Genomic DNA, 22,625 nt, shown 5'->3' with positions numbered 1-22,625 from the left:
AATTACTTTCATTAAGCCAAGTCATCTTGGCTTTGATTTAGCGTAGCAAAAATTTCCAATACATAAAAGTTATCATAAAGCCAAAATTTCAAAGCAAAATCAAAAACATAAAATTTCATGCAATATAATACAACAAAACGTAAAACCGAGACAAATTTTATATTTTGTATTGAAAACTATAATTTTCAAATTATTATTTATATTTTTCTTTAATCTATCCTTTTTAACTTTAAAATGCCTACTTTAGGGATTTATCTGACTTTACTTTTTGTAATATAAAAATTTATCCATGAAATTTATTGTAAAAAAATGCATAAATAAATATGTTTTATTTTCTGTATGGATAAAAACTTATTTTTTAGATATAAAATCACACGAGGATGCAAAAATTATGCAATGTATAAAAATGTATATAAAAATAAAAGTAAAAATTAAAAAAGTTATTTTTTGTGTTTTTTGGGGTAGTCAAAGAAAAGCGCTTTTGCACTCCCCTCTTTTATTTGATTAAAAGTTGTTTTTATCTTAACACAAAAAATTCCACTCGTTGGAATGTTACCGATAAAAGAGTCGCTTAGAAGTTCTGAAATTTCAGTTATGCTTGGATTATGAAGTATGATGAAAACCTCTTTTATATCTTCGTCTAAATTTTGCACAAATTCTATAAGTTTATCTGTGCTTATATCATAAAGTTCGTCTTTGAGGATGATTTTGTGTTTGAAATTTATATTTTGAGAGATGATTTTTGCCGTCTGTTCGCAACGTTTTGCACTGCTTGAAAAAATGGCATTTGGTATGATTTTGTGTTTTAGTAGCCTTTGTGCCATAAATTTTGCATTTTCTTTGCCACGTGAAGTAAGCTCTCTACTAAAGTCTTTGCTTGTGTCTTTATTTTCCTTTTGCGCTTTTGCGTGTCTGATAAAATAAATTTTATGCATTTTGAGACTTTTGTAAATTTTTGATCATCTCAAGTTCTTCTTTGCTAAAGCCGGCTTTTAGTCTATCTGCTTCATTTAGCTCTCTACTTGTTTTAAAGGAATTTGGATAGAGGGTTTGTATGATATTTATGTATTCGTTTGGATTTATATTTAGCTGTTTGCAAGCAAATTTAAACCACTTATCGCCTTTGCTGACATGAGAAATTTCCTCTTGCAAAATGACATTTAACGCCCCAATAAGCTCTTTATCTCCGCCCTCTTTTTGAAGTTTTTGTATGATATGAGCGTTTGCGTCAAGTCCGTTTGCCTCCATATATCTTGGCAAAAGCGCCATACGTTCAACAAGGCTTTCTTGCGTCTTGCAAAGGGCGATAAAAAGTCCGTCATGAACACTTAAGTCACCGTATTTTGTGCCCTGCTCTTTAAGTAAATTTTCTATCATATTAAAGTGTCTTATCTCGTCTTGTGCTACTTCAAGCCAGTCTAGATAGTATGTTCTTGGCAGATTATCAAAACGATAACATGCATCAAGAGCGATGTCTATAGCGCTAAATTCTATATGGGCCACAGAGTGGATAAAGGCTAGCTTTTTATCTTTTGGTTTTGTCTTTTTGTTAAATTCTTTCATGCTGACGACATCACAAAAACTTGCGTAACAAGGAGTTTTAAGCTCTTGTGCGGGTGAGTTTCTTTTTAAATTTATATCTTCATTTGCTTTAAATTTGTCGTAAAATATCTGAAATTTATTAAATTTAGTGCTTATGTCGCTTTCGTTTATAATCTCAAAAAGTTCATCAAAAAAATTCATGTCATTCCTTATTTAAATGACATTTTAGCATAAATATATCCTATCGCAAAACCAAGCAAATGCGCATACCAAGCGATATTTACTCCAAAAAATAACGGAGCAAAACTCATAAGCAAAAGTGCTATAACAAGTCCTTTTCGCGTCTCTTTGTCTGTCAAAAACGACAAAACGCCCAAAAGAACACATATCGCGCCACTTGCACCAACTACAGTGACAACTTGCGCATTAAAATAAAGCATATAATACACATAAATGAGTGTTAAAAACGAAGTTGCAATGCCACCTAAAATATATATAAGTAAAAATCTAAAATGTCCCAAATTTCGCTCTAAAATAGAGCCAAATTGAAACAAAACAACCATATTCATAATTAGATGCGAAAGCGAACCATGTAAGAACATCGATGTTAGCGGCTGAAAAGAAAATATAAAATTTTGAGCAAAACCGGCGTTTAGGCCAAAAATTGTATTAAAATTTTGTCCGACAAAAAGATATATAAGACAATTTATGCATATTAATATGTAAGTAACGATCAAATTTGCTCTACCTTACTATGCCATATCCGGCAAATCTATTTGAAGCAAGGCAGCTTGTTTTGTTGCTTTTACATCTTAACATATAGCTGTTGATCTCTTTTTCCCCGATCTTATATGTGTTTTTTTGTCTTAAATTCATATAACTATGTGTTATTTTGCCGCTGTAATTATGTATAAATTTAACCGTTCCATCTTTTGCTACTTCGGTGACTATACCGATGTGGGTTATGTTGCTTTTGTCTTTATTTTTACCTGCGGCTCTTCCTAGGGTATTTGCAAAAAATATCAGATCCCCAACCCTGGGTTCGGTAAATGAAATTTGCTTTTTGCTACTATATAGGTTAAAGATAGCCTTTGACTTTCTACCTGACTTATCGTAGTGTTTTGATATGCTTTTCTCATCAAAATACATATTTTCGTGTTTTTTATTTACCACTGATATGAAACCGGAGCAGTCACCGCCTATTTTTGTGTTTAGGTATTTATTAAAAAACGACCCGAAATTTTTATGCTCTCGAGTATCTTGTTTATCTTTGTCAAGATACGCTTCCAAGTATGTTTGCTCTTCTTTTTTTTGGAGAGGGGCGTCTGTTTTTATGGCCTCGTTTATGGGTAGTTTTTTGTTTTGATTAAGAGTAGCACAACCTGTAAAAAGAACGATCAAAGTAGCTAAAACTATGGAACGCTTAAGCATAAATTTCCTAATCACTTAAATTTAAAGTAAGTATTTTACCTATGCAAAGTAAATGGATGGTTTTTGGAAATTTAATTTTGTTTTATAAGCAAAAAATCACTATAATCAAGGCAAAAATTTAAATTCTAAGGTAAAATTATGATGCATTATTTGCAAATACAAGGCGGAGCGAAACTAAGTGGCGAAGTTGCTATAAGTGGTGCTAAAAACGCAGCTCTCCCGTTGATCGCACTAACACTGCTTGCTAAAAATGAATTAAAACTTACAAATGTTCCAAATGTTGCAGATATTAAGACTCTAGCACAGTTGCTTGTAAATTTAGGCGCTAGTTGTGAATTTGAAGATCCAAATACTCTTAAGGTCAATACAAGTAGTGTAAATTCGACCATGGCAAACTATGACATAGTTAGAAAAATGAGAGCATCTATCTTAACTCTTGGTCCTTTATTATCCCGTTTTGGACATTGTGAGGTTAGTTTGCCAGGAGGTTGTGCCATCGGTCAAAGACCTATAGACCTTCACCTTAGTGCGCTTGAAAAAATGGGCGCAAATATCGAAATAAAACAAGGTTATATCGTGGCTAGTGCACCAAATGGACTAAATGGAGCTCGCATAGTTTTTGACAAGATAACCGTAACCGGAAGCGAAAACATCATCATGGCGGCAGCTTTAGCACATGGAACTACAAGGCTTTTAAACGTGGCAAAAGAGCCTGAAGTCGTGCAAGTGTGTGAAATTTTAAAGGCATCTGGCATAAACATAGAGGGCATAGGAACTAGTGAGCTAGTAATCGAAGGAAGCGGTCAAAGATTACTTACGATACCTGACATAAAAGTTATCCCTGATAGGATAGAAGCAGGTACTTACCTTTGCGCAGGTGCTATAACAAATTCTAAGATAACAGTAACTAAAGTAAATGCAAAACACATGCTTGCCGTTATAGCAAAGCTTGAAGAGATGGGTTTTGGCATAGAGATAGATGATGATAAGATAACGATAAGTCCAGCTAAAGAGATCAAGCCTTGTGAGATCATAACGACTGAGTATCCAGGATTTCCTACTGATATGCAAGCGCAGTTTATGGCATTAGCCCTTGTTGCAAACGGCGTTAGCGTGATAGATGAAAGACTCTTTGAAAATCGCTTTATGCACGTAAGTGAGCTGGCTAGAATGGGCGCTGATATCAGACTAAATGGTCATATCGCAAGTGTTTATGGCGGCAGTGAGCTAAATTCCGCCGATGTTATGGCAACTGATCTTAGAGCAAGCTCTGCACTTATCTTGGCAGCTCTTGTTGCAAAAGGTGAAACAAGAGTTCATAGGATATATCATCTTGATAGAGGCTATGAGAATTTAGAGCTTAAATTTAAACAACTTGGTGCAAATATCACAAGACTAGAGGAATGAAATGGAAGTTTTTGAAGCTATAGATGAGATTTTTAGAAATTTTAATCCGCCCTATTCGCTGGAAATTTTACCTATAAATGAAGCTTGTGGTAGGATTTTGAGTAAAGATGTCGTGGCGGTTAAAAATTTACCCTGCTTTGACAACTCTGCGCTTGACGGCTATGCTGTAAAATTTGAAGATAAAGACAAGCCTTTTGTATTGATTGATAGCGTTCTTGCAGGAGATAAGCGAACTACTAAGATAAATCAAAACGAATGCATAAAGATAATGACAGGAGCTAAAATGCCTCTTGGGGCTGATACCGTCATGCGTCTTGAAGAGTGTATCGTAGATAAAAATTTAATCCATGCTCCTAATAATTTAAAAAAAGGGGACGCTTATAGATTTGCCGCCGAAGAGGTGAAAATAGGTGAAATTTTGCTTAAAAAAGGCGAAAAACTAAACGCAAGAGCGGTTATGATGTTGGCTGCACAAGGTATTAGCTTTGTTGAAGTTTTTGCATTGCCACGCATTGGAATTTACTCAAGCGGAGATGAGATAGTAGAACCTTGGCAAAATGCCGACGATGATCAAATTTATAATGCAAATGCCGTTGGTATCGGCGCCATACTCACTCTAAATGGCTTTCAAAGCTCTTATCTTGGCATTATTAAAGATAGCTTTGAAGCGACCGTGACCGCCTTAAATCAAAGCAATAAATTTGATGTTATTATCTGTTCCGGTGGTGCAAGCAAGGGAGAGGCTGACTTTATGAAAAAAGCCCTTGAAGCTATCGGTTTTAATGAACTTTTTAATAAGGTAAATATGCGTCCTGGAGCGCCATTTAAAGCATATGAAAAAGACGGAAAAATGGTTTTTGTCTTGCCCGGTAACCCAATGGCAGCATATCTTTGTGCAAATTTATTTATACTTCCGTTGCTTTTATCGCAGAGACTAAAATTTGAAAAAGTAACGCTAAAAGAAAATATAAAAATAAAACCGGGACGAGCAAATATCGTGTTAGGAAGCGTTGATAATTTTGAGTTTCATGTTACCAATGAAAACAGATACGGCTCCGGAATGATAAAACCACTCTTAAAAAGTAACGCTATTTATATCTCAAATCCAAGCGAAAGTGAAATTTTAGCAAATTCTGACATTTTTATCACAAGGATCTCTTGACAAATGATATTAAATCTGCTAAAATGCGCTTTCTCATTTGGTTGCGGGAATAGCTCAGGGGTAGAGCATAACCTTGCCAAGGTTAGGGTCGCGAGTTCGAATCTCGTTTCCCGCTCCATTTTTTTTATATCCACATTTTTTTTACTTTCTTTAACAATTTTTGCAAAAGAAGTCAGTGTTTATCCGATGTATTGTATCGATCAAGATGAAATTTCACTTTATACATTTGGGTTTGACGGCGAAGATAATGAAATTTTAAATTTAAACGGACAAAGAGCCGCAAAGATAGATACAAAAGAACTTCACGAAATTTTAACGGCAAATTTTAAAACATATAAAGATAAAAGCGGAGGAAGCGTATCCTTTGTTAGAAATTGCACACTTATGGATAATGTATTAATGAGTTTTTTACACGCTCTTAGTGATGAATTTTCAGGGATAAAGATAGAAAGTGTCGATATAAAACCTCAAAGCACATTGCCTGAAAATTTTAATGATTTTCGTCTTGAAAATATCTTTATAAATTCAAAAGATCGTTCAAGCGGAACATTTAGGGCCTCGTTTGAACAACCCGATCTTACCTCAAAAAGCATATTTTTCCAATACTCTTTTAAAGCTAAAATGCCTGTATTTTTGGCTCTTAACTCAATGGATCATAAACATATCTTGGGCCTTCTTGACTATCAAAGTGGGTATGTTGAGTTTAATAAATATCAAAAAGATTATATCTCGTCGTTTCCAAGCTCAACTTTGATAACCAGAACAAAGATAAAAGCAGGTGAAATTCTCTCGACAAAACACTTTATAGCAGCTTCTTTAGTAAAAAAAGGAGACAGTGTCAAGGCGGTGCTAAATGAAGGCGGTGTTAGTATTATAATCGAAGTAAAAGCGCTTGAAAATGGAAATTTGGGTGATATTATTAAGATTAGAACAAGGGATAATAAAATTTTATCTGCAGTTGTCTCCTCATCAAAACAGGTGATGATCCAATGAAAAGCGTAATCATAGCAATAACCGGAGCCAGTGGTGTAAATTTAGGGCTAAAGCTCATAAATGAAGCTAAAAAATATGCCAAAATCCATGCCGTAATTAGTCATGCGGCCAAAAAAACTTTGCTGTTAGAAGAAGGTATCGAAATAAGCAAATTTGAAGATAAGGGTGTTAAATTTTACGATGACGATGATACAGGTGCGGCTATCGCATCGGGCTCGTTTAAGATAGATGCGATGATAGTTGCGCCCTGCTCTATAAATACTTTGGCTAAAATTCATGCCGGGTTTGCCGATACTTTGATAACTAGAGCGGCTACAGTTAGTCTAAAAGAGCGAAGAAGGCTTGTTTTGGCGGTTAGAGAGATGCCTTTTTCAACCATATCCTTAGAGCATATGTCTAAACTATCACTTTGTGGAGCAGTTATCGCTCCGCCTATCTTGGGGTATTATGCAGGAGTTAAGACATTAAAAGACATGGAAAATTTTATAATCGGCAAATGGCTTGATTTGCTTGATATAGAAAATGAAATTTACAAAAGATGGAACTAACCAAAAGCCGTAATTTAGTAATAAAAGTATAAAATATAAAAATTTAAAGGCGGTAAAGTGAAAGCGTGCATATATCCGGGCACTTTTGATCCTATAACCAACGGACACCTTGACGTTATAAGGCGTGCTACTAAAATTTTTGATAAAGTAATAGTCGCGGTAGCTAAAAATGATAGTAAAAAGCCGTTATTTAGCTTTGAAAAACGTGTAAATATGGTAGAAATTTCGATACAAAATTTTAAAAATGTTTGTGTTGAAGGTTTTGATAATTTACTGGTTGATTTTGCTAAGCAAAGAGGCATAAACACAGTGATACGGGGTCTTAGAGCGGTAAGCGACTTTGAATACGAACTGCAAATAGGCTATGCAAACGCTGCGCTTTGGGAGGATTTTGAGACGGTTTATCTTATGCCAAGCCTTAAAAATGCTTTCATCTCAAGCTCGATAGTTCGTTCGGTATTTTTGCACAACGGCGATGTAAGCAAGCTTGTACCAGTTGAAATTTTAGAAATTTTAAAGGCAAAGTGATAATGTATATTTTATTTGAAGGCATAGACGGAGTTGGAAAAAGCACGCAAATAGAGCTTTTATCCGCAAAATACCAAAATCCTATCATCACAAAAGAACCCGGAGGAACGGAGTTTGGTGTGCATGTTAGGGAAATTTTACTCGGCGGTAAATTTAAATTAAGCCCAAGAGCTGAGGCCTTGATGTTTTTGGCTGATAGAGCCGAACATTATGCAAAAGTTGTTGCGCCTAATGCCAATAAAATCGTCATTAGCGATAGAGGATTTATCTCAGGTATAGCTTATGCCTTAGCTAACGAAAACAGCTATGATGCTAAAATTTTACTAGAATTTAACAAATTTGCCCTTAACTCAAATTTGCCGGATAAGGTTGTATTTTTTGAGGCAGATAAGGAGCTTTTAGAGCAAAGGTTACTTAGTAGAGGCGGATCGGACGCAGTAGAAGCAAGAGGTTTTGAGTATCTTTTGCTTGTTCAGCAAAATATGAAAAATTTACTCTTAGACTTAAATTTAAACACGCTTTATATAGATGCGAGCAAAAGCGTGCAAGAGATAAGTAAAGAGATAGAAGAATTTATACAATTTTAAAATAAACTAAAAGGACAAAAATGATAACAGCACTTCGCGGAATGAAAGACATGCTTCAAGATAGAAGTAAACTATATGAATACATTGTAAAAACCTGTGAAGACGTGGCTAAAAACTACGGTTATACTCAGATAAAAACTCCACATCTTGAAGAGACTGCTCTTTTTAAACGAAGTGTTGGAGAAAGTAGCGATATCGTCGGTAAAGAGATGTATCAGTTTACTGATAAGGGTAACAACGATGTATGCTTACGCCCTGAAGGCACTGCGGGGGTTGTTAGGGCTTATATCGAAGCCAAACTTGACCGTGCAGGTGGCGTTTATAGGTGGTTTTATCATGGCTCTATGTTTAGATACGAAAGACCTCAAAAGGGTCGCTTAAGAGAATTTCACCAGTTTGGCGTGGAGTGTTTTGGTGAGGCTAGCGTTTATGAGGACGCAAGTATTATTTTAATGATAAGTGAAATTTTAAAACGCTTAGATATCAAAGCCACACTTAAAATAAACTCTCTTGGAGATGTTTCTTCTATGGCTAGCTATAAAGAAAAATTAGTCAAATTTTTAGATGCAAATGAGAGTGAAATTTGCGATGATTGTCTTAGAAGAAAAGAGCTTAACCCTATAAGAACGCTTGATTGCAAAAATGAAAAATGCCAAGAAATTTATCAAAATGCACCGCTAATGATAGAAAATTTAAGCAAAGAAGCTGCGGATGACTTTGATAAGCTAAAGAAAATTTTAGACGAAAACAACATAGGTTATGAGGTTGATCCAAAGCTTGTGCGAGGGCTTGATTATTACTGTAAGACTGCATTTGAGTTTATTAGCAATGAGATAGGCTCTCAAAGCGCGGTAGCCGGTGGCGGACGATATGATAGGCTTGTGGAGTATCTTGGTGGGAAAGCAAGCTATGGAGTTGGATTTGCCATGGGCATAGAGCGTATAATGGAAATTTTAAGCTCAAGAGATATTAAAAACGAGCGAAACGGAGTTTATATTTGTGCATTAGATGAGCAAAATTTGGACTTTGTATATTCGCTTGGGACTAAAATGCGGGATAAATTTAAAGTAGAGATATCCTATGAAGCCAAAAAACTTCAAAAACATTTGCAAATAGCAGACAATAAAGGCGCTAAAATTTTCCTTTGCATAGGAGAAAATGAACGCGCAAATAGTCAAATTTGGTATAAAAATTTAGACAATAAAACCGAAAAAACTATAAATTTAAATGAGCTTGAAAAGGAACTTGATAATGAATGATTATGGTTTAAATATCTGGGGAAACTCAAATTTTGTCATAGAAAATGGCAAGGTTTGCATAAATTCGGCAGGAAAACCAGCGATAATCGACATTGTAAAAGATATACGCAAAGAGGGCTATAGAGGTCCATTGCTTCTTCGTTTTCCACACCTTATACAAAAGCAGATCGAGCAAATTCATGCAAGCTTTGCTAAGGCAAAAAAGGAATTTGAGTATAAAGGCAATTTTAACGCGGTTTTTCCTCTAAAAGTAAATCAATACCCAGGTTTTGTTAAAAACCTAACACGCCTTGGCAAGCCGTATAACTACGGGCTTGAAGCAGGAAGTAAGGCAGAGCTTCTTTTGACTATGGCATACAACAACGACGGCGCACCAATAACGGTAAACGGATTTAAAGACAAAGAGCTTATAAATATCGGCTTTATCGCGGCTGAAATGGGACACAACATAACTTTAACCATCGAGGGCCTAAATGAGCTTGAAGCGATCATCGCAACCGCAAAGGAGAGATTTGCCCCAAAACCAAACATCGGACTTCGCATACGTCTGCACTCTGCAGGCTCTGGCATATGGGCTAAGAGCGGTGGAATTTATTCTAAATTCGGACTAACTTCAACCGAGCTTATCGAAGCGGTAAATTTGCTTAAAAAAGCGAATTTGCTTGACTGCTTTACTATGATACACTTTCATATCGGCTCGCAAATAAATGAAATTCACCCACTTAAAAAGGCGCTAACCGAGGCAGGCAACATCTATGTTGAGCTAAGAAAAATGGGTGCAACAAACCTAAAAGCCATAAATTTAGGCGGCGGTTTGGCGATTGAGTATTCGCAATTTAAACAAACTATAAGCCGCAACTATACTCTAAACGAATATGCAAACGACGTTGTTTATCTTCTAAAAAATATCGCAAATCAAAAAAATGAATTCGAGCCTGATATTTTTATAGAAAGCGGGCGTTTTGTTTCGGCTTCTCACGCACTTTTGGTGGCTCCTGTGCTTGAACTTTTCAGCCAAGACCATACCGAAGAAAAGCTAAATTTAAAAAAGAAAAATCCACCTTTAATAACCGAACTTTACGATCTTTACGAGACGATAAAGCCTTCAAATGCACTTGAATATCTGCATGATGCGATCCACCATATGGAAAGTGTGCTTACGCTGTTTGACCTTGGTTATGTTGATCTTCAAGATCGCTCAAATGCAGAAATTTTAGTCCAGCTGATAAGTAAAAAAGCCGTTATCATGCTTGGCAATAAAAACAGCACCGCAGACCTTGTGCGCATACAAGAGGAGATAAAAGAGCGTTATCTAGTAAATTTCTCGATGTTTCAATCCATGCCCGATTTTTGGGGTTTACAGCAAAACTTCCCTATCATGCCATTAGATAGGCTTGATATACGCCCTACACTTCCTGCTTGTATCTGGGATATAACATGCGATAGCGACGGCGAGATAAGCTACAACGAAGACGGTAATCAGCTCTTCTTGCACGATGTAGATGTTGAAAAGGAGGAGTATTTTTTGGGATTTTTCCTAGTTGGTGCGTATCAAGAAGTTCTTGGGATGAAGCACAACCTCTTTACTCATCCTACGGAAGCAACGATAGAGCTTACGCCTGAAGGCTACACTATAAAAGATGTGATCGAAAGTCAGTCGATACTTGATATCATGGAGGATCTTGACTATGATATTTACGAGATACAAGACACTTTGAACGAAAGGCTTGAAAAGTCAAATTTAATCAACGAAACACAGAAAAAACAAATTTTAGGAGAACTTTATCTGTTTTTAAATGACAATAGTTATCTAAAAACTATTAATTGATTACTTATTGAAACATGAGGTTAAAAAGCGATCTTAAATTTTAAATTTTTGGGTCGCTTCAAAAATTATTTGTTATAAAATTACTTTAAAAAATTTACAAAGGGGAAGTTAAAAATGGTTTTAGCAAAAAGAATGCAAACTCTAAGCGAGTCTTTAACAATAGCAATCAGCTCAAAAGCAAAAGAGATGAAGGCGGCAGGGATTGATGTCATCAGTCTTTCAGCGGGCGAACCTGACTTTGACACACCTGTAACTATAAAAAACAGTGTAAAAGAAGCACTTGATAAAGGCTGCTCAAAATACACCCCGGTTCCTGGAACGGCTGAAGTTTTAAAAGCAATCTCGGCTAAATTTGAAAGAGATAACGGACTAAAATACGAACCTAGCCAGATAATAACAAACGTCGGAGCCAAGCATTCTTTATTTAACGTCTTTCAAGCACTTGTTGATGAGGGCGATGAAGTTATCATACCAAGCCCGTATTGGGTAAGTTACCCGGAGATAGTGAAATTCTGCGGAGGCAAGCCTGTATTTATCGAAACAAACGAAAGCACTGAATTTAAAATCACCCCTCAACAACTCAAAGACGCTATAACTCCAAAAACAAAAATTTTAAGCCTAAACCACCCTACAAATCCAACAGGATCAGTATATACTCGCGATGAGATAGCAGCTCTTGGAGAGGTGCTAAAGGGCACTGACATCATCATAACAAGCGATGAAATTTATGAAAAATTAGTTTATGACGTAGAATTTGTATCAGTTGCATCTGTTAGTCAAGATCTTTTTAATCGCACCGTCACGATAAATGGACTAAGCAAATGCGGCGCAATGCCGGGTTGGAGATTTGGTTACATAGCAAGTCCGATAAACGAGCTAAATGCAGCCATGAAAAAGCTACAAAGCCAAAGTACTAGCAACATAAGCTCTATCGTCCAAGCAGGTGCCATACCTTCACTTTTAGGAAAAACAGACGATGATATAGAACGCATGAGACGCGAGTATCAATCACGTCGCGATATCGCAGTTAATCTTATAAACGAGATAGATGGGCTTAGTGTAGACTCGCCAAAAGGTGCATTTTATCTATTTGTAAACTGCTCTAAAGTTGAACCAGATAGCATGAAATTTTGTCAAGACATGCTTTTAAAAGCAAATGTAGCCACTGTTCCTGGGGTTGGATTTGGTATGGATGGATATTTTAGGATAAGCTTTGCTACAGATATAGGAAGTATCAAAAAGGCTATCGCTAGGATAGCAGAGTTTGTAAAAACTTACAAATAATCTAAAGACGGAGCTTTCCGTCTTCTTTTTTCCATTTATAAATTTTAGATACAATACCACGATAAAATTTTAAGGCACTTCATAATGGTAAACATAGTCCTGAACGGCAAAGAAATCACTCTTGAAAGTGATATGACAGTAGAGGAATTTTTACTCAAATTTGGATTTGAACTCAAATTTATAGCACTTGAGCGCGACTATGAAATTTTACCAAGAAACATGTGGCAAGAACAGACGATGGGCCTTGGTAAAAAATATGAAGTGGTAGAATTTGTAGGAGGCGGTTAATGAAGCAAATAGTAATAAACGGTGTTAAATTTGAAGTTTTGGCAAGTGATTTGAATGAGTTAAAGTCTGAAATTTTTGATAATAAAAATGGAGAAATTTATAAATTTTTAACTAAATTTAATGCCGATGAGCCTGATATTTTTATCGTTGACGGCTTTGCAACAAAAGAAAATTTAGTGCTAAATGACGGTTCTAACGTAGTGTTTATAAAACGTGGTGTTATGCCTCAAAAAGATGTTTTAAAAGCAATGATAGCCGCAAGAAATTCGCCTGAGCTAAATGAGGCTTTATCAAATGCCTGCATCGGAGTAGCCGGACTTGGAGGACTTGGATCAAACATTGCCTTAAGCCTTGCTCGCGTAGGTGTAGCAAAGCTTGTGCTAGCCGACTTTGACGTAGTCGAGCCTAGCAATCTAAACCGACAACAATACTTTGTAAAGCATATCGGCATGAAAAAAACCGAGGCATTAAAAAATTTAATCACCGATGTAAATCCTTTTGTCGAAGTTATAACCCATGATGTGCTTCTTGATAGTTCAAATGTAGCTGAAGTTTTTGCGCCATGTTCTATCGTGTGTGAGGCATTTGATAATGTCGTAGGCAAAGCAATGATAGTAAACGAAGCCGGACTAAGCTTAAAAGATAAGCAGATAATTGGCGCATCAGGCATGGCTGGGCATTATAGCTCAAACCTCATAAAAACTATCAAATTTGCAAAAAACGTTCATATTTGTGGAGATCTTGTAAATGCCGCAAAGCATGGACAAGGACTAATGGCTCCAAGAGTCGCGATATGTGCTAATCACGAAGCAAACCTAGCCATCCGCCTTCTTATGGGTCTTGAAGCAAATTAATAAAGGCAAAATATGCAACAAAACAATACTTTAAAACTTGGAGATAAAGAATTTAGCTCAAGGTTTATTTTAGGCTCTGGCAAATACAGCCATGAGTTAATAACTGCTGCTATAAATGAAGCAAATGCGCAAATCATCACACTAGCGCTTCGCCGTGTAAATGAAAGCAAAGATAGAAATATACTTGATTTTATACCAAAAAATGTCACGCTCCTACCAAATACAAGCGGAGCTAGAAATGCCGAGGAGGCAGTGCGTATAGCTAGACTTTCACGTGAGCTTGGTTGTGGAAATTTTGTAAAGATAGAGATCATAACCGACTCAAAATACCTTTTCCCCGATAACTACGAAACTATAAAAGCGACTGAAATTTTGGCCAAAGAGGGTTTTGTTGTCATGCCTTATATGTATCCCGAGCTAAATTCGGCAAGAGCCATGATAAACAGCGGCGCAGCTTGTGTTATGCCTCTTGGCGCACCTATCGGATCAAATCAAGGCTTGGTTTTTAAAAATATCATTGAAATTTTAATAAACGAGGTAGAAGCTCCGATCATAGTTGATGCCGGTATCGGTCGCCCGTCTCAGGCTTGTGAGGCTATGGAACTTGGAGCAGCGGCAGTCATGGCAAATACCGCGATCGCAACTTCTAAAAACATAACCCTTATGGCAAGAGCGTTTAAAAACGCCATAAATGCCGGTCGTGAGGGCTATCTTGCAGGGCTTGGACGAGTAAAAGATAGCGCTAGTGCAAGCTCTCCGTTGACGGGATTTTTAGAATAATGAAATTTAGTCAATTTAAAACCGACCACATGAAGCTTTTGCCGCATATGCAAAACATAGGCGATGAGATAATGAATGCCGTCTTAAAAGAGCGAGAGAGCTATAAGCCTGAAATTTATACCAAAGATGATGTCTTGGCTGCACTTGAGAGTAAAATTTGCACTTTAGAAAATTTAAAAGCGCTTTTAAGTCCTGCGGCGTCTGAATTTTTAGAGCAAATAGCCTTGCTTGCCATGAAAAAAACAAGGGCAAATTTTGGTATAAACGTTAGCGTTTTTACTCCGCTTTACATAGCAAATCACTGTGATAATCTCTGTGTTTATTGCGGATTTAACTCTAAAAACAATATACAAAGAGCTAAGTTAAGCGAGAGTGAGATCGAAGCTGAACTAAAAGAGATAGCAAAAACTGGGCTTGAAGACATCTTGATACTTACCGGCGAAAGCGAGACAAATTCCGATATAAACTACATCGCAAAAGCGTGCAAGATAGCAAATAGGTATTTTAAGATAGTCGGAGTTGAAGTTTATCCTGTAAATTCGACCAATTACGCCCTACTTCACAAAAGCGGAGTAGACTATGTAACCGTTTTTCAAGAAACTTATAATCCTTCAAAATACGAAAAACTTCACCTTGCAGGAAATAAAAGGATTTTCCCATACAGGCTAAATGCGCAAGAAAGAGCTCTTATGGGAGGCATGAGAGGGGTTGGTTTTGCCGCTCTTTTAGGACTCGACGACTTTAGGTTAGACGCATTTTCTACAGCACTGCATGCTAGTTTGGTGCAGAAAAAATACCCTCATGCAGAGATCGCATTTTCAGTACCTAGACTTCGTCCTATCATAAACAACTCCAAGATCAATCCAAGAGGTGTCCGTGAGCGCGAGCTTTTGCAAGTGATATGCGCTTATCGTATCTTTATGCCAAGCGCAAACATAACTATCTCAACTCGTGAGCGCGCTTTGTTTCGCGATAATGCCGTTAAAATCGCTGCAAACAAAATAAGCGCAGGAGTAAATGTCGGTATCGGTGCACACTCGGATAACAAAAAAGGCGATGAGCAGTTTGAGATAGAAGACTCTCGCTCGGTTGATGAAATTTGCGCCATGATAAGAGCTCAAGGACTTGAGCCTTTAATGAGCGAATATATCTATGTCTAAACTTCTTGTAATAGGCTCAACGGCTCTTTGTGAAGGGGATTTTTTAGATAAAATTTCAAAGCTCTGCAAAGCCGGCGTAGATGAAATTTTACTTCGTGAAAAAGAGCTTAACGAGAATGAATTTCGCTTACTTGCTTTTAAGGTAGATGAAATTTGTAAGAAATTTAACACAAAACTCGTTATCAATCAATTTTTTAATATCGCGTGTGAGCTTGAGAGATCGTTTTGGATGAGTTCAAAACAACTCGAAACGCTTATAAATTTAAAAACAGATGAGTTTGGGCTTAACATGCGAAATTTAGCCGAGCATAAAAAGCAAAATTTAAATGCTAAAATTTACGCTCCGGCTCATACTTTTGACGAAGCTCTTAACTCCTCTAAATTTGCAGATATTTTGGTTGCTTCTCATATATTTGCTACAAATTCCAAAGTAGGACTTGAACCAAAAGGGGTTTGTTTTATTAAAGAACTAAAAGCTAAATTTGATAAAGAAATTTACGCTCTTGGTGGCATAAACGAAACAAACGCCAAAGATATCTTGAACGCCGGAGTGGATGGAATTTGCACCATGAGTTTAGCCATGAGATGTGAGGATGAGTTTAAATTTGTAAGGAATTTTAAACCTCTTTAAGAAAAGTCTATCTCAAAGAGGTTTTTAGTATGGTTTAAATTTGCTCTTTTAAAGCAACGACCCATTTATCTATGCGAGCTTCATACTCTTTGTCACCTTTTGTATCAAGCGCAAGTCCTATAAATTTGCCATTTATAAAAGCCGAAGAGCTATCAAATTTATAGCCGTCAAGTTCACTCTGTCCTATCAAAATAGCATCTTTGATGCAAGGTAAGAAATCAACCACTCCGCTTACAAAGCTATCAGCGTGTCTTTCTTGGTTGCCTACGGCTACTATCGCGACTTTTTTGCCTTTTAAATTCGCCTCTTTTAGTTCGTTTAATTTGTTTTTCCAGTCATCGTGCAGTTCGCCAAAACCATAGCTTGAACTAGCTAGGATTAAGACGTCTTGCTCTTCAAAGACAGCCCTAGTTGCTTCATTTACAGGCAAAATCTTGGCGTTTAGTTTCCCACCAAGATACTCGCATGCTTTTTTAGTATCGCCTTTGCCTGTTGCGTAAAAAATAGCTACTTTACTCATTTTATTCCTTTTGATAAATTTAGAGTATTTTACTCTTTTTGGTATTAAAATTTAACTAATTCATCACTTCTTTTGCGTATTTTATCCCTAGATCATACGCTTTAGCATTTGCTTCTTGCACCTTTTTTGGCACGTGAGATAGCATACTTGCTTTTACAAGCTTGTTATCCAAGCAACCGCTCATTTGCACCGCAACTCCAAGCGCTACAACGCTTTGAGTGATAACGTTTCCAACTTCGTCTTTAGCGATAGAGATGATAGGAATTTCATAAATTTTCCATTTTTTTAAATCATCTTGGCTTGGTTTTACAAGGTTTGGTTCTACGACTATGATACCGCCCTCTTTTACTCCGTCTTTAAAAAGATCATAACTTTTTTGTGCGGTTGCTAGCATAAAGTCTATCTCGCCTTCGTTTGCATAAGGGTATAAAATTTCATTTTCATCAAGAATGATGTCAACCTTTGTCGGTCCTCCGCGAACTTGAGAAGTATATGTGGAAGCTTTTACGCCATATCCGCCGTCTTCTATCTTTGCTGCGGCTAAAATTTCACCAGCCATTATGACACCCTGCCCGCCGACACCGACAAATCTAAGTTGAGTTTTCATACTATCTCCTCAAAATTTATCTTTGTACCGTCTTTGGCGGCTGCGATAACTTTCGCATAGGCTTTTGAATACTCGGTTTTAGCTTCATCTTTATGTAAAACTCCGAGCGGAAAAAGTCCTTTTTGCTCATCTTCGCTCATTTGATCAAATTTGATTTTGTTTACACTTCTTTCTTTGATCCACTCAAGCATTTTTACGGCTTCGCCCATTTTATTTTTACGACCCAAATTTACATGACAGTTTGAAAATACATCAAAAAAACTATATCCGTCGTGCTTAAAGCCTTCAACAAAAAGTTTCGTAAGTCTTTCAGGTTCTATAACGCTTCCTCTTGCAACAAATGTTGCTCCGGCTGCGATGGCTAAATTTGTTGCATTAAAGCTAGGGTCGATGTTGCCAAGTTGAGCTGTAGCCGTCCAAAATCCTCTTGGAGTAGTCGGGCTTGTTTGAGAATTTGTAAGTCCATAGATAAAGTTGTTTATAAGGATATGGTTAAGTCCGATATTTCTTCTGCATCCATGTATGGTGTGGTTGCCACCTATGGCAAGACCGTCCCCATCACCTGTTACAACGATAACATGTTTGCTTGGATTTGCTAGTTTTATACCTGTAGCATAAGCTATGGCGCGACCATGTGTAGTATGAACAGTATTACAATTTACATAGCTTGAAAATCTTCCGCTACACCCTATGCCTGAAACAACACATACGTCATTCATGTCCCAGCCTAGCTGATCTATCGCCCTAATGACACTTTTTAAAATAACTCCGTCCCCACAGCCCCAGCACCAAAGCGTAGGCATTTTATCAGCTCTTAAATAATTATCGTAATTAAATGCCATAGCACTCTCCTATCTTGGCTTCTATCTCACTTGGAGTGAGTGGTCTGCCGTTTGCTTTTAGTAATTTTTGTGTTTCTTTTTTTATGACTTTTTCGATCTCGCCACTGTATTGACCCAAATTTAGCTCGCAAACTAAAATTTTATCAAATTTGTCGGCAATTTCCTTTAATGCGTTTTTAGGCATCGGGAAAAGCGATATAGGTTTAAAAAGCCCTACTTTTAGTCCTTTTTGACGTAAATTTAGTATAGCTTGTTTGGCTGCAAGAGCGACACTTCCGTATGCAATGATACAAATTTGAGCGTCATCTAACATAAATTCTTCGCTTTGTTCTATCTTATCCGTGTGTAAATTTATTTTATTAAACAGCCTATTTATATTATACTCAACGATATTTCCATCTTCCGTAGGAAAGCCAGTTTCTCCGTGATGAAGACCTGTGATATGATAGCGGTAGCCTTTAAAGAAAGGATTTAGCGTTGCAGGAGCGTCAAATTTAGCGGCATAAGGCTTGTATGAGCTTGGATCTCCTTTAAATTCATCTCTTTTGTAAATTTCAAGTTCGTAAATTTCAGGCAAACTTACCTTTGCCTGCATATGCGCTACCGTTTCGTCAAGAAGCAGCATAACTGGTGTCATAAAACGTGCGGCTAGGTTAAACGCGTGGATGGTTTGAGTATAACACTCAGCCAAACTCGAAGGCGCTAAAACTATCATATTAACATCGCCGTGAGTTGGGTTTTTAGCTTGCAAGACATCGCCTTGTGCCACACGAGTAGGAAGTCCCGTAGAAGGTCCGCCGCGCATAACGTTTACGATAACGATAGGAATTTCAGCTATAAAACCCAAGCCTATCTGCTCTGCTTTTAGAGAAATTCCGGGACCTGAGCTTGCTGTCATTGCTTTTGCACCGCTCATAGCCGCTCCAAGAGCCACAGATATACCCGCTATCTCATCTTCCATTTGTATAAATGTTCCGCCATTTTGCGGCAACAAAAGACTTAGTTCGTGTGCTATCTCACTGCTTGGGGTTATGGGATATCCGCCAAAAAAGTTACAACCGCACTCTATGGCAGCCATAGCTACGAGCGAATTTCCCGTTGATACTATCTCTCTCATCTACGCCTCCAGCTTTTGAAATTTATTTTCTTTTACCAAAAGTGCTCTTTCTTTGCTTTCTGGCGTAAGCTTGGCAAATTTATATCCTTTATCGGCAACATAAATCGCAAAATCAGGACAATGTAACTCACAGTCGCGACAACCTATACAAGACTCAGGATAAACTACTTCGATTATCTTACCAAGCACTGCAGAGATTTCTATACGCATACCAAGAACTCCCGCGGGACAGTTGCTCACGCAGATATCGCAAGCCTTACACCTGCTTTCATCAACCCAAACGGGCACATCATCTCTTATGATCATAAAATTTTCCTTCATTATATATTTGTTTTAATTTTTCACCTATTTTGGCAGGATTTGTAACCGTATAAGCACCGACACTTTCAAGTATCTCAAATTTGGCTCTTGCGCTTGCGTTCTTTGAATTTATAATGGCTCCAGCATGTCCCATTTTACGCCCTTGCGGTGCACTGGCTCCTGCTATGAATGCAACAACCGGCTTTTTTAAATTTCTTATGATGTCTGCCGCGTTGCTCTCAAGTTCGCCACCGATCTCGCCTATCATAACGATAGCTTTTGTATCCTCGTCTTTGTCAAACTCTAGTAAGATTTCATCATAAGCCATACCGATAACAGCGTCTCCACCTATGCCAATCGCACTTGATATGCCAAAACCTTGGGCTTTTATCTGATTTGCGGCTTCATATGTTAGAGTGCCTGATTTGGAGATGATCCCGACATTTATCTTGTCTTTTTCAAAGACGCAACTAGGCATTATGCCAAGTTTACACTCGCCTGCGCTTATGATGCCCGGCGAATTTGGTCCGATTATCTTCATACCGCATTTTTTTGCGTAGGTTTTTGCCTCTAGCATATCAAGAACAGGCAGATGTTCTGTTATAACAACGCAAAGCCTTATGCCTGCATTTGCCGCCTCGATGATCGCATCTTTGCAAAAATTCGCAGGAACAAACACCATGCTAACATCAGCGCCAGTAGCCTCTTTTGCCTCTTTTACGGTGTTATAAATTTTAACCCCAAGATGGGTTTGCCCACCTTTAAAAGGGGTAACTCCGGCTAAAATTTGCGTGCCGTAGTCCAAACAGCTTTGAGTATGAAAGCTACCTTCCTTGCCCGTTATGCCTTGGACTATGACTTTTGTGTTTTTGTCTATAAATATACTCATGTCATAAGCTCGTTTCTTTGGCAAGTTTTACGGCTAGCTTTGCACCATCAAGCAAATTTTGACTTGCATGTAGCCCTTTTAAGGCAGACTCTTTTAACATTTGCATGGCTTCTTTTGCATTCGTGCCGTCAAGCCTAACAACCACAGGCACGTCTAGACCTATCTCTTTACATGCTTTTATCACACCAGAAGCGATACGGTCGCATCTTACTATGCCGCCAAAAATATTTACGAAAATCACCTTGACGTTTTTATCTTTTAAAATGAGCCTAAAAGCCTTTGCCACACCGTCACTTGTTGCACTTCCGCCAACGTCTAAAAAATTTGCCGCATCTGCGCCAAGCTCTTTTATGATATCCATAGTTGCCATCGCAAGCCCTGCACCGTTTACAACGCAACCAACACTTCCATTAAATTTTATGTAATTTAACTTTTGCTCTTTGGCTTCGTTTTCGCTTGGATCAGCTTGAGACGGATCACTTAGAGCTAAAATTTCAGGATGTCTAAAAAGAGCACTATCGTCAAAACTTATCTTTGCATCAAGCGCATAAATTTCATCATCTTGCGTTAAAACAAGCGGGTTTATCTCTATTAAATTTGCGTCTTTTTGAATATAAATTTGATATAGTTTTAAAATCGTTTCATGAAGTTTTAACGCTAGTTCTTTATTGATGTCAAGAAATACCACAAGCTCTTGAACGTGAAACAAGCAAAGCCCTATCTGCGGATCTATACTTATATTTTTTATAAGATGTGGACTTATTTGTGCAGCTTCTTCTATACTTATGCCGCCGTTTTTTGAAACGATCAGGCTGATGCTCTCGTTGTTTCTATCAAATGTCAAACTTAGATAAATTTCTTGTTTAAATTTAATAGCCTCTTCGATGTAAATTTTTTCAACAAGCATTGCGTCTTTTGAAGTTTGCTTGGTTATAAGGCGAGTGTTTAGCATACTAGCCACCCACTCTAACGCCTCTTGTTTGTCTTTTGTTATCTTCACACCACCGCCAAGTCCACGACCACCTGCATGAATTTGCGCTTTTAGGATAAATTTATCTGTTTGCAAAACATCTAAAGCCTCTTTGGTCTCATTTAAATTTGCAACTAAAATACCGTTTGCGACATTTATGCCATAGTCTTTAAAAATCCGCTTGGCTTGGTATTCGTGAATGTTCATTATAAATTTTCTTTTAAGAAATTTATGTTCTTTCTGATCTCGTCCTGACTTGCGTTTAGCTCATCTAAGTCTTCTTGATCCAAATTTAGCTCTAAAATTTCGCCAACCCCGTTTTTGCTTAGTTTTACCAACCTACCGCAAGAAAGATCATCGTCTAAGATCACACTTGCGCTAACGATCTCGCCTTTTTGATCTTTTATCTCTTCACACATCTTTACAACAGCTGCCGCAGGAGCGTAATACGCCGAAGTTCCGAGTAGTTTTACTATCTTTGCTCCACCTGTTTTTGTCTCGTGTTTTAAGACTTCAAAGTTTTCTTTGTTTAAATTTACATTGATATTTTTATTGGATATGACCATTTTATCATTGTGCGCTCCAACAACTTTTGTTCTAAGCTCACTCATATCTTGTGATAAAATTTGAGCAAGCTCAAAACGACATCTTGCGCCGTCCAGCTCGCCAGCCATACCCAAAACACGACTTTTATCAAAGCCGCTAAACTTACGTGCAACCCAAACCATAACATCAAGCGGGTTTGTAACGACGATTATTATCGCATTTGGAGCAAATTTGGCGATATTTTCGGCGCTTGACTTTACTACTAGAGCGTTTTTAATAAGCAAGTCTTCTCTGCTTTGACCATCTTTTCTAGGGCTACCTGCCGTAACAACAACTATATCGCTGTTTTTAACTAGCTCAAAGTTATCCGCGCCGACAACTTTGGTTTTAGCACCAAACACACAGCTTGCTTGCGTTATGTCGATAGCCTTCGCCTTTGCAACATCATTAAAAATATCAACAAGTGCGATCTCATCACAAACCTCTCTCATGCAAAGAGCGTAAGCTATACTTGCTCCGACATTTCCTGCTCCGATTATACTTATCTTCATT

Annotated in this window: 26 protein-coding genes and 1 tRNA gene; 15 read left to right on the top strand and 12 right to left on the bottom strand. The window is 37.5% G+C overall.

What is annotated here, in order from left to right; genetic code table 11:
* Positions 1–440 precede the first annotated feature (440 nt).
* The 4 genes from CCAL_RS04640 to CCAL_RS04625 are packed head-to-tail and all read right to left on the bottom strand — an operon-like array spanning position 441 to position 2,973.
* Positions 441–935, bottom strand: a complete 495-nt coding sequence (locus CCAL_RS04640; RefSeq protein WP_170016101.1) for a SixA phosphatase family protein — start codon at positions 933–935, stop codon at positions 441–443.
* Positions 928–1,743 (bottom strand): ferritin-like domain-containing protein, encoded by an 816-nt coding sequence (locus CCAL_RS04635; protein WP_170016099.1) that lies wholly within the window; start codon positions 1,741–1,743, stop codon positions 928–930. The genes CCAL_RS04640 and CCAL_RS04635 overlap by 8 nt, the downstream gene beginning before the upstream one ends.
* 8 nt (positions 1,744–1,751) lie before the next feature.
* Positions 1,752–2,276, bottom strand: coding sequence for a rhomboid family intramembrane serine protease (locus CCAL_RS04630; RefSeq protein ID WP_169936043.1), 525 nt, complete (start codon positions 2,274–2,276; stop codon positions 1,752–1,754).
* 10 nt (positions 2,277–2,286) lie between these two features.
* Positions 2,287–2,973: an NlpC/P60 family protein gene (locus CCAL_RS04625; protein ID WP_170016097.1), complete on the bottom strand. Its 687-nt coding sequence runs from the start codon at positions 2,971–2,973 to the stop codon at positions 2,287–2,289.
* 141 nt (positions 2,974–3,114) lie between these two features.
* Between CCAL_RS04625 and murA the strand changes: the two genes are divergently transcribed.
* From murA to CCAL_RS04550, 15 genes are all read left to right on the top strand, one after another.
* Complete coding sequence (gene murA / locus CCAL_RS04620; protein WP_169936045.1) at positions 3,115–4,380, top strand: UDP-N-acetylglucosamine 1-carboxyvinyltransferase; 1,266 nt, start codon at positions 3,115–3,117, stop codon at positions 4,378–4,380.
* A gap of 1 nt (position 4,381) precedes the next feature.
* Positions 4,382–5,542, top strand: a complete 1,161-nt coding sequence (locus CCAL_RS04615) for a molybdopterin molybdotransferase MoeA (RefSeq protein WP_169971711.1) — start codon at positions 4,382–4,384, stop codon at positions 5,540–5,542.
* Positions 5,543–5,585: 43 nt separating this feature from the next.
* Positions 5,586–5,660: transfer RNA gene (locus CCAL_RS04610), tRNA-Gly, on the top strand.
* 68 nt (positions 5,661–5,728) lie between these two features.
* Entirely contained in the window at positions 5,729–6,535 is an 807-nt protein-coding gene (gene flgA / locus CCAL_RS04605) for a flagellar basal body P-ring formation chaperone FlgA (RefSeq protein ID WP_170016095.1), read from the top strand.
* Positions 6,532–7,083, top strand: coding sequence for a UbiX family flavin prenyltransferase (locus tag CCAL_RS04600; protein ID WP_170016093.1), 552 nt, complete (start codon positions 6,532–6,534; stop codon positions 7,081–7,083). Before flgA ends, CCAL_RS04600 begins: the two co-directional genes overlap by 4 nt.
* A gap of 57 nt (positions 7,084–7,140) precedes the next feature.
* Positions 7,141–7,611, top strand: coding sequence for a pantetheine-phosphate adenylyltransferase (gene coaD / locus CCAL_RS04595; protein ID WP_169935882.1), 471 nt, complete (start codon positions 7,141–7,143; stop codon positions 7,609–7,611).
* Positions 7,612–7,613: 2 nt separating this feature from the next.
* Positions 7,614–8,198, top strand: coding sequence for a dTMP kinase (gene tmk, locus CCAL_RS04590; protein WP_169935884.1), 585 nt, complete (start codon positions 7,614–7,616; stop codon positions 8,196–8,198).
* 20 nt (positions 8,199–8,218) lie between these two features.
* On the top strand, positions 8,219–9,457 hold the full coding sequence (gene hisS / locus CCAL_RS04585) for a histidine--tRNA ligase (protein WP_170016091.1): 1,239 nt from the start codon (positions 8,219–8,221) through the stop codon (positions 9,455–9,457).
* Positions 9,450–11,285 (top strand): biosynthetic arginine decarboxylase, encoded by a 1,836-nt coding sequence (speA, locus tag CCAL_RS04580; RefSeq protein ID WP_169935889.1) that lies wholly within the window; start codon positions 9,450–9,452, stop codon positions 11,283–11,285. The genes hisS and speA overlap by 8 nt, the downstream gene beginning before the upstream one ends.
* 114 nt (positions 11,286–11,399) lie before the next feature.
* Positions 11,400–12,569 (top strand): pyridoxal phosphate-dependent aminotransferase, encoded by a 1,170-nt coding sequence (locus CCAL_RS04575; RefSeq protein WP_170016089.1) that lies wholly within the window; start codon positions 11,400–11,402, stop codon positions 12,567–12,569.
* A gap of 84 nt (positions 12,570–12,653) precedes the next feature.
* A complete protein-coding gene (gene thiS, locus CCAL_RS04570; RefSeq protein WP_170016087.1) occupies positions 12,654–12,857 on the top strand; it encodes a sulfur carrier protein ThiS in 204 nt (67 codons plus the stop codon).
* Positions 12,857–13,711 carry a sulfur carrier protein ThiS adenylyltransferase ThiF gene (gene thiF, locus CCAL_RS04565; RefSeq protein ID WP_170016085.1) on the top strand — a complete coding sequence of 285 codons (855 nt, stop codon included), beginning with the start codon at positions 12,857–12,859 and terminating at the stop codon, positions 13,709–13,711. Before thiS ends, thiF begins: the two co-directional genes overlap by 1 nt.
* 12 nt (positions 13,712–13,723) lie before the next feature.
* The gene (locus tag CCAL_RS04560; protein ID WP_169935897.1) at positions 13,724–14,491 is read left to right on the top strand and encodes a thiazole synthase; all 768 of its coding nucleotides are present in this window, start codon (positions 13,724–13,726) and stop codon (positions 14,489–14,491) included.
* A complete protein-coding gene (gene thiH, locus CCAL_RS04555; protein WP_170016083.1) occupies positions 14,491–15,651 on the top strand; it encodes a 2-iminoacetate synthase ThiH in 1,161 nt (386 codons plus the stop codon). Before CCAL_RS04560 ends, thiH begins: the two co-directional genes overlap by 1 nt.
* The gene (locus tag CCAL_RS04550) at positions 15,644–16,282 is read left to right on the top strand and encodes a thiamine phosphate synthase (protein WP_169935901.1); all 639 of its coding nucleotides are present in this window, start codon (positions 15,644–15,646) and stop codon (positions 16,280–16,282) included. The genes thiH and CCAL_RS04550 overlap by 8 nt, the downstream gene beginning before the upstream one ends.
* Positions 16,283–16,316: 34 nt before the next feature.
* Here the strand turns inward: CCAL_RS04550 and CCAL_RS04545 are convergent, their stop codons facing one another.
* The 8 genes from CCAL_RS04545 to CCAL_RS04510 are packed head-to-tail and all read right to left on the bottom strand — an operon-like array spanning position 16,317 to position 22,624.
* Complete coding sequence (locus CCAL_RS04545; protein ID WP_170016081.1) at positions 16,317–16,802, bottom strand: flavodoxin domain-containing protein; 486 nt, start codon at positions 16,800–16,802, stop codon at positions 16,317–16,319.
* A gap of 55 nt (positions 16,803–16,857) precedes the next feature.
* Positions 16,858–17,409 carry a 2-oxoacid:acceptor oxidoreductase family protein gene (locus CCAL_RS04540; protein WP_169935905.1) on the bottom strand — a complete coding sequence of 184 codons (552 nt, stop codon included), beginning with the start codon at positions 17,407–17,409 and terminating at the stop codon, positions 16,858–16,860.
* Positions 17,406–18,251: a 2-oxoglutarate ferredoxin oxidoreductase subunit beta gene (locus CCAL_RS04535; RefSeq protein ID WP_170016079.1), complete on the bottom strand. Its 846-nt coding sequence runs from the start codon at positions 18,249–18,251 to the stop codon at positions 17,406–17,408. The genes CCAL_RS04540 and CCAL_RS04535 overlap by 4 nt, the downstream gene beginning before the upstream one ends.
* Entirely contained in the window at positions 18,241–19,368 is a 1,128-nt protein-coding gene (locus CCAL_RS04530; protein WP_170016077.1) for a 2-oxoglutarate synthase subunit alpha, read from the bottom strand. The genes CCAL_RS04535 and CCAL_RS04530 overlap by 11 nt, the downstream gene beginning before the upstream one ends.
* The gene (locus CCAL_RS04525) at positions 19,369–19,674 is read right to left on the bottom strand and encodes a 4Fe-4S dicluster domain-containing protein (protein WP_170016075.1); all 306 of its coding nucleotides are present in this window, start codon (positions 19,672–19,674) and stop codon (positions 19,369–19,371) included.
* Positions 19,658–20,557: a succinate--CoA ligase subunit alpha gene (sucD, locus tag CCAL_RS04520; RefSeq protein WP_170000168.1), complete on the bottom strand. Its 900-nt coding sequence runs from the start codon at positions 20,555–20,557 to the stop codon at positions 19,658–19,660. Before sucD ends, CCAL_RS04525 begins: the two co-directional genes overlap by 17 nt.
* A 1-nt stretch (position 20,558) precedes the next feature.
* Positions 20,559–21,734 carry an ADP-forming succinate--CoA ligase subunit beta gene (sucC, locus tag CCAL_RS04515; protein ID WP_170016073.1) on the bottom strand — a complete coding sequence of 392 codons (1,176 nt, stop codon included), beginning with the start codon at positions 21,732–21,734 and terminating at the stop codon, positions 20,559–20,561.
* A complete protein-coding gene (locus tag CCAL_RS04510; RefSeq protein WP_169935915.1) occupies positions 21,734–22,624 on the bottom strand; it encodes a lactate/malate family dehydrogenase in 891 nt (296 codons plus the stop codon). The genes sucC and CCAL_RS04510 overlap by 1 nt, the downstream gene beginning before the upstream one ends.
* Position 22,625: the final 1 nt, after the last annotated feature.

This window comes from Campylobacter sp. RM6914, from assembly GCF_004803835.1.
GTDB classification, from domain to species: domain Bacteria; phylum Campylobacterota; class Campylobacteria; order Campylobacterales; family Campylobacteraceae; genus Campylobacter_A; species Campylobacter_A californiensis.
This window is presented reverse-complemented; position numbering and strand designations above follow the sequence as displayed.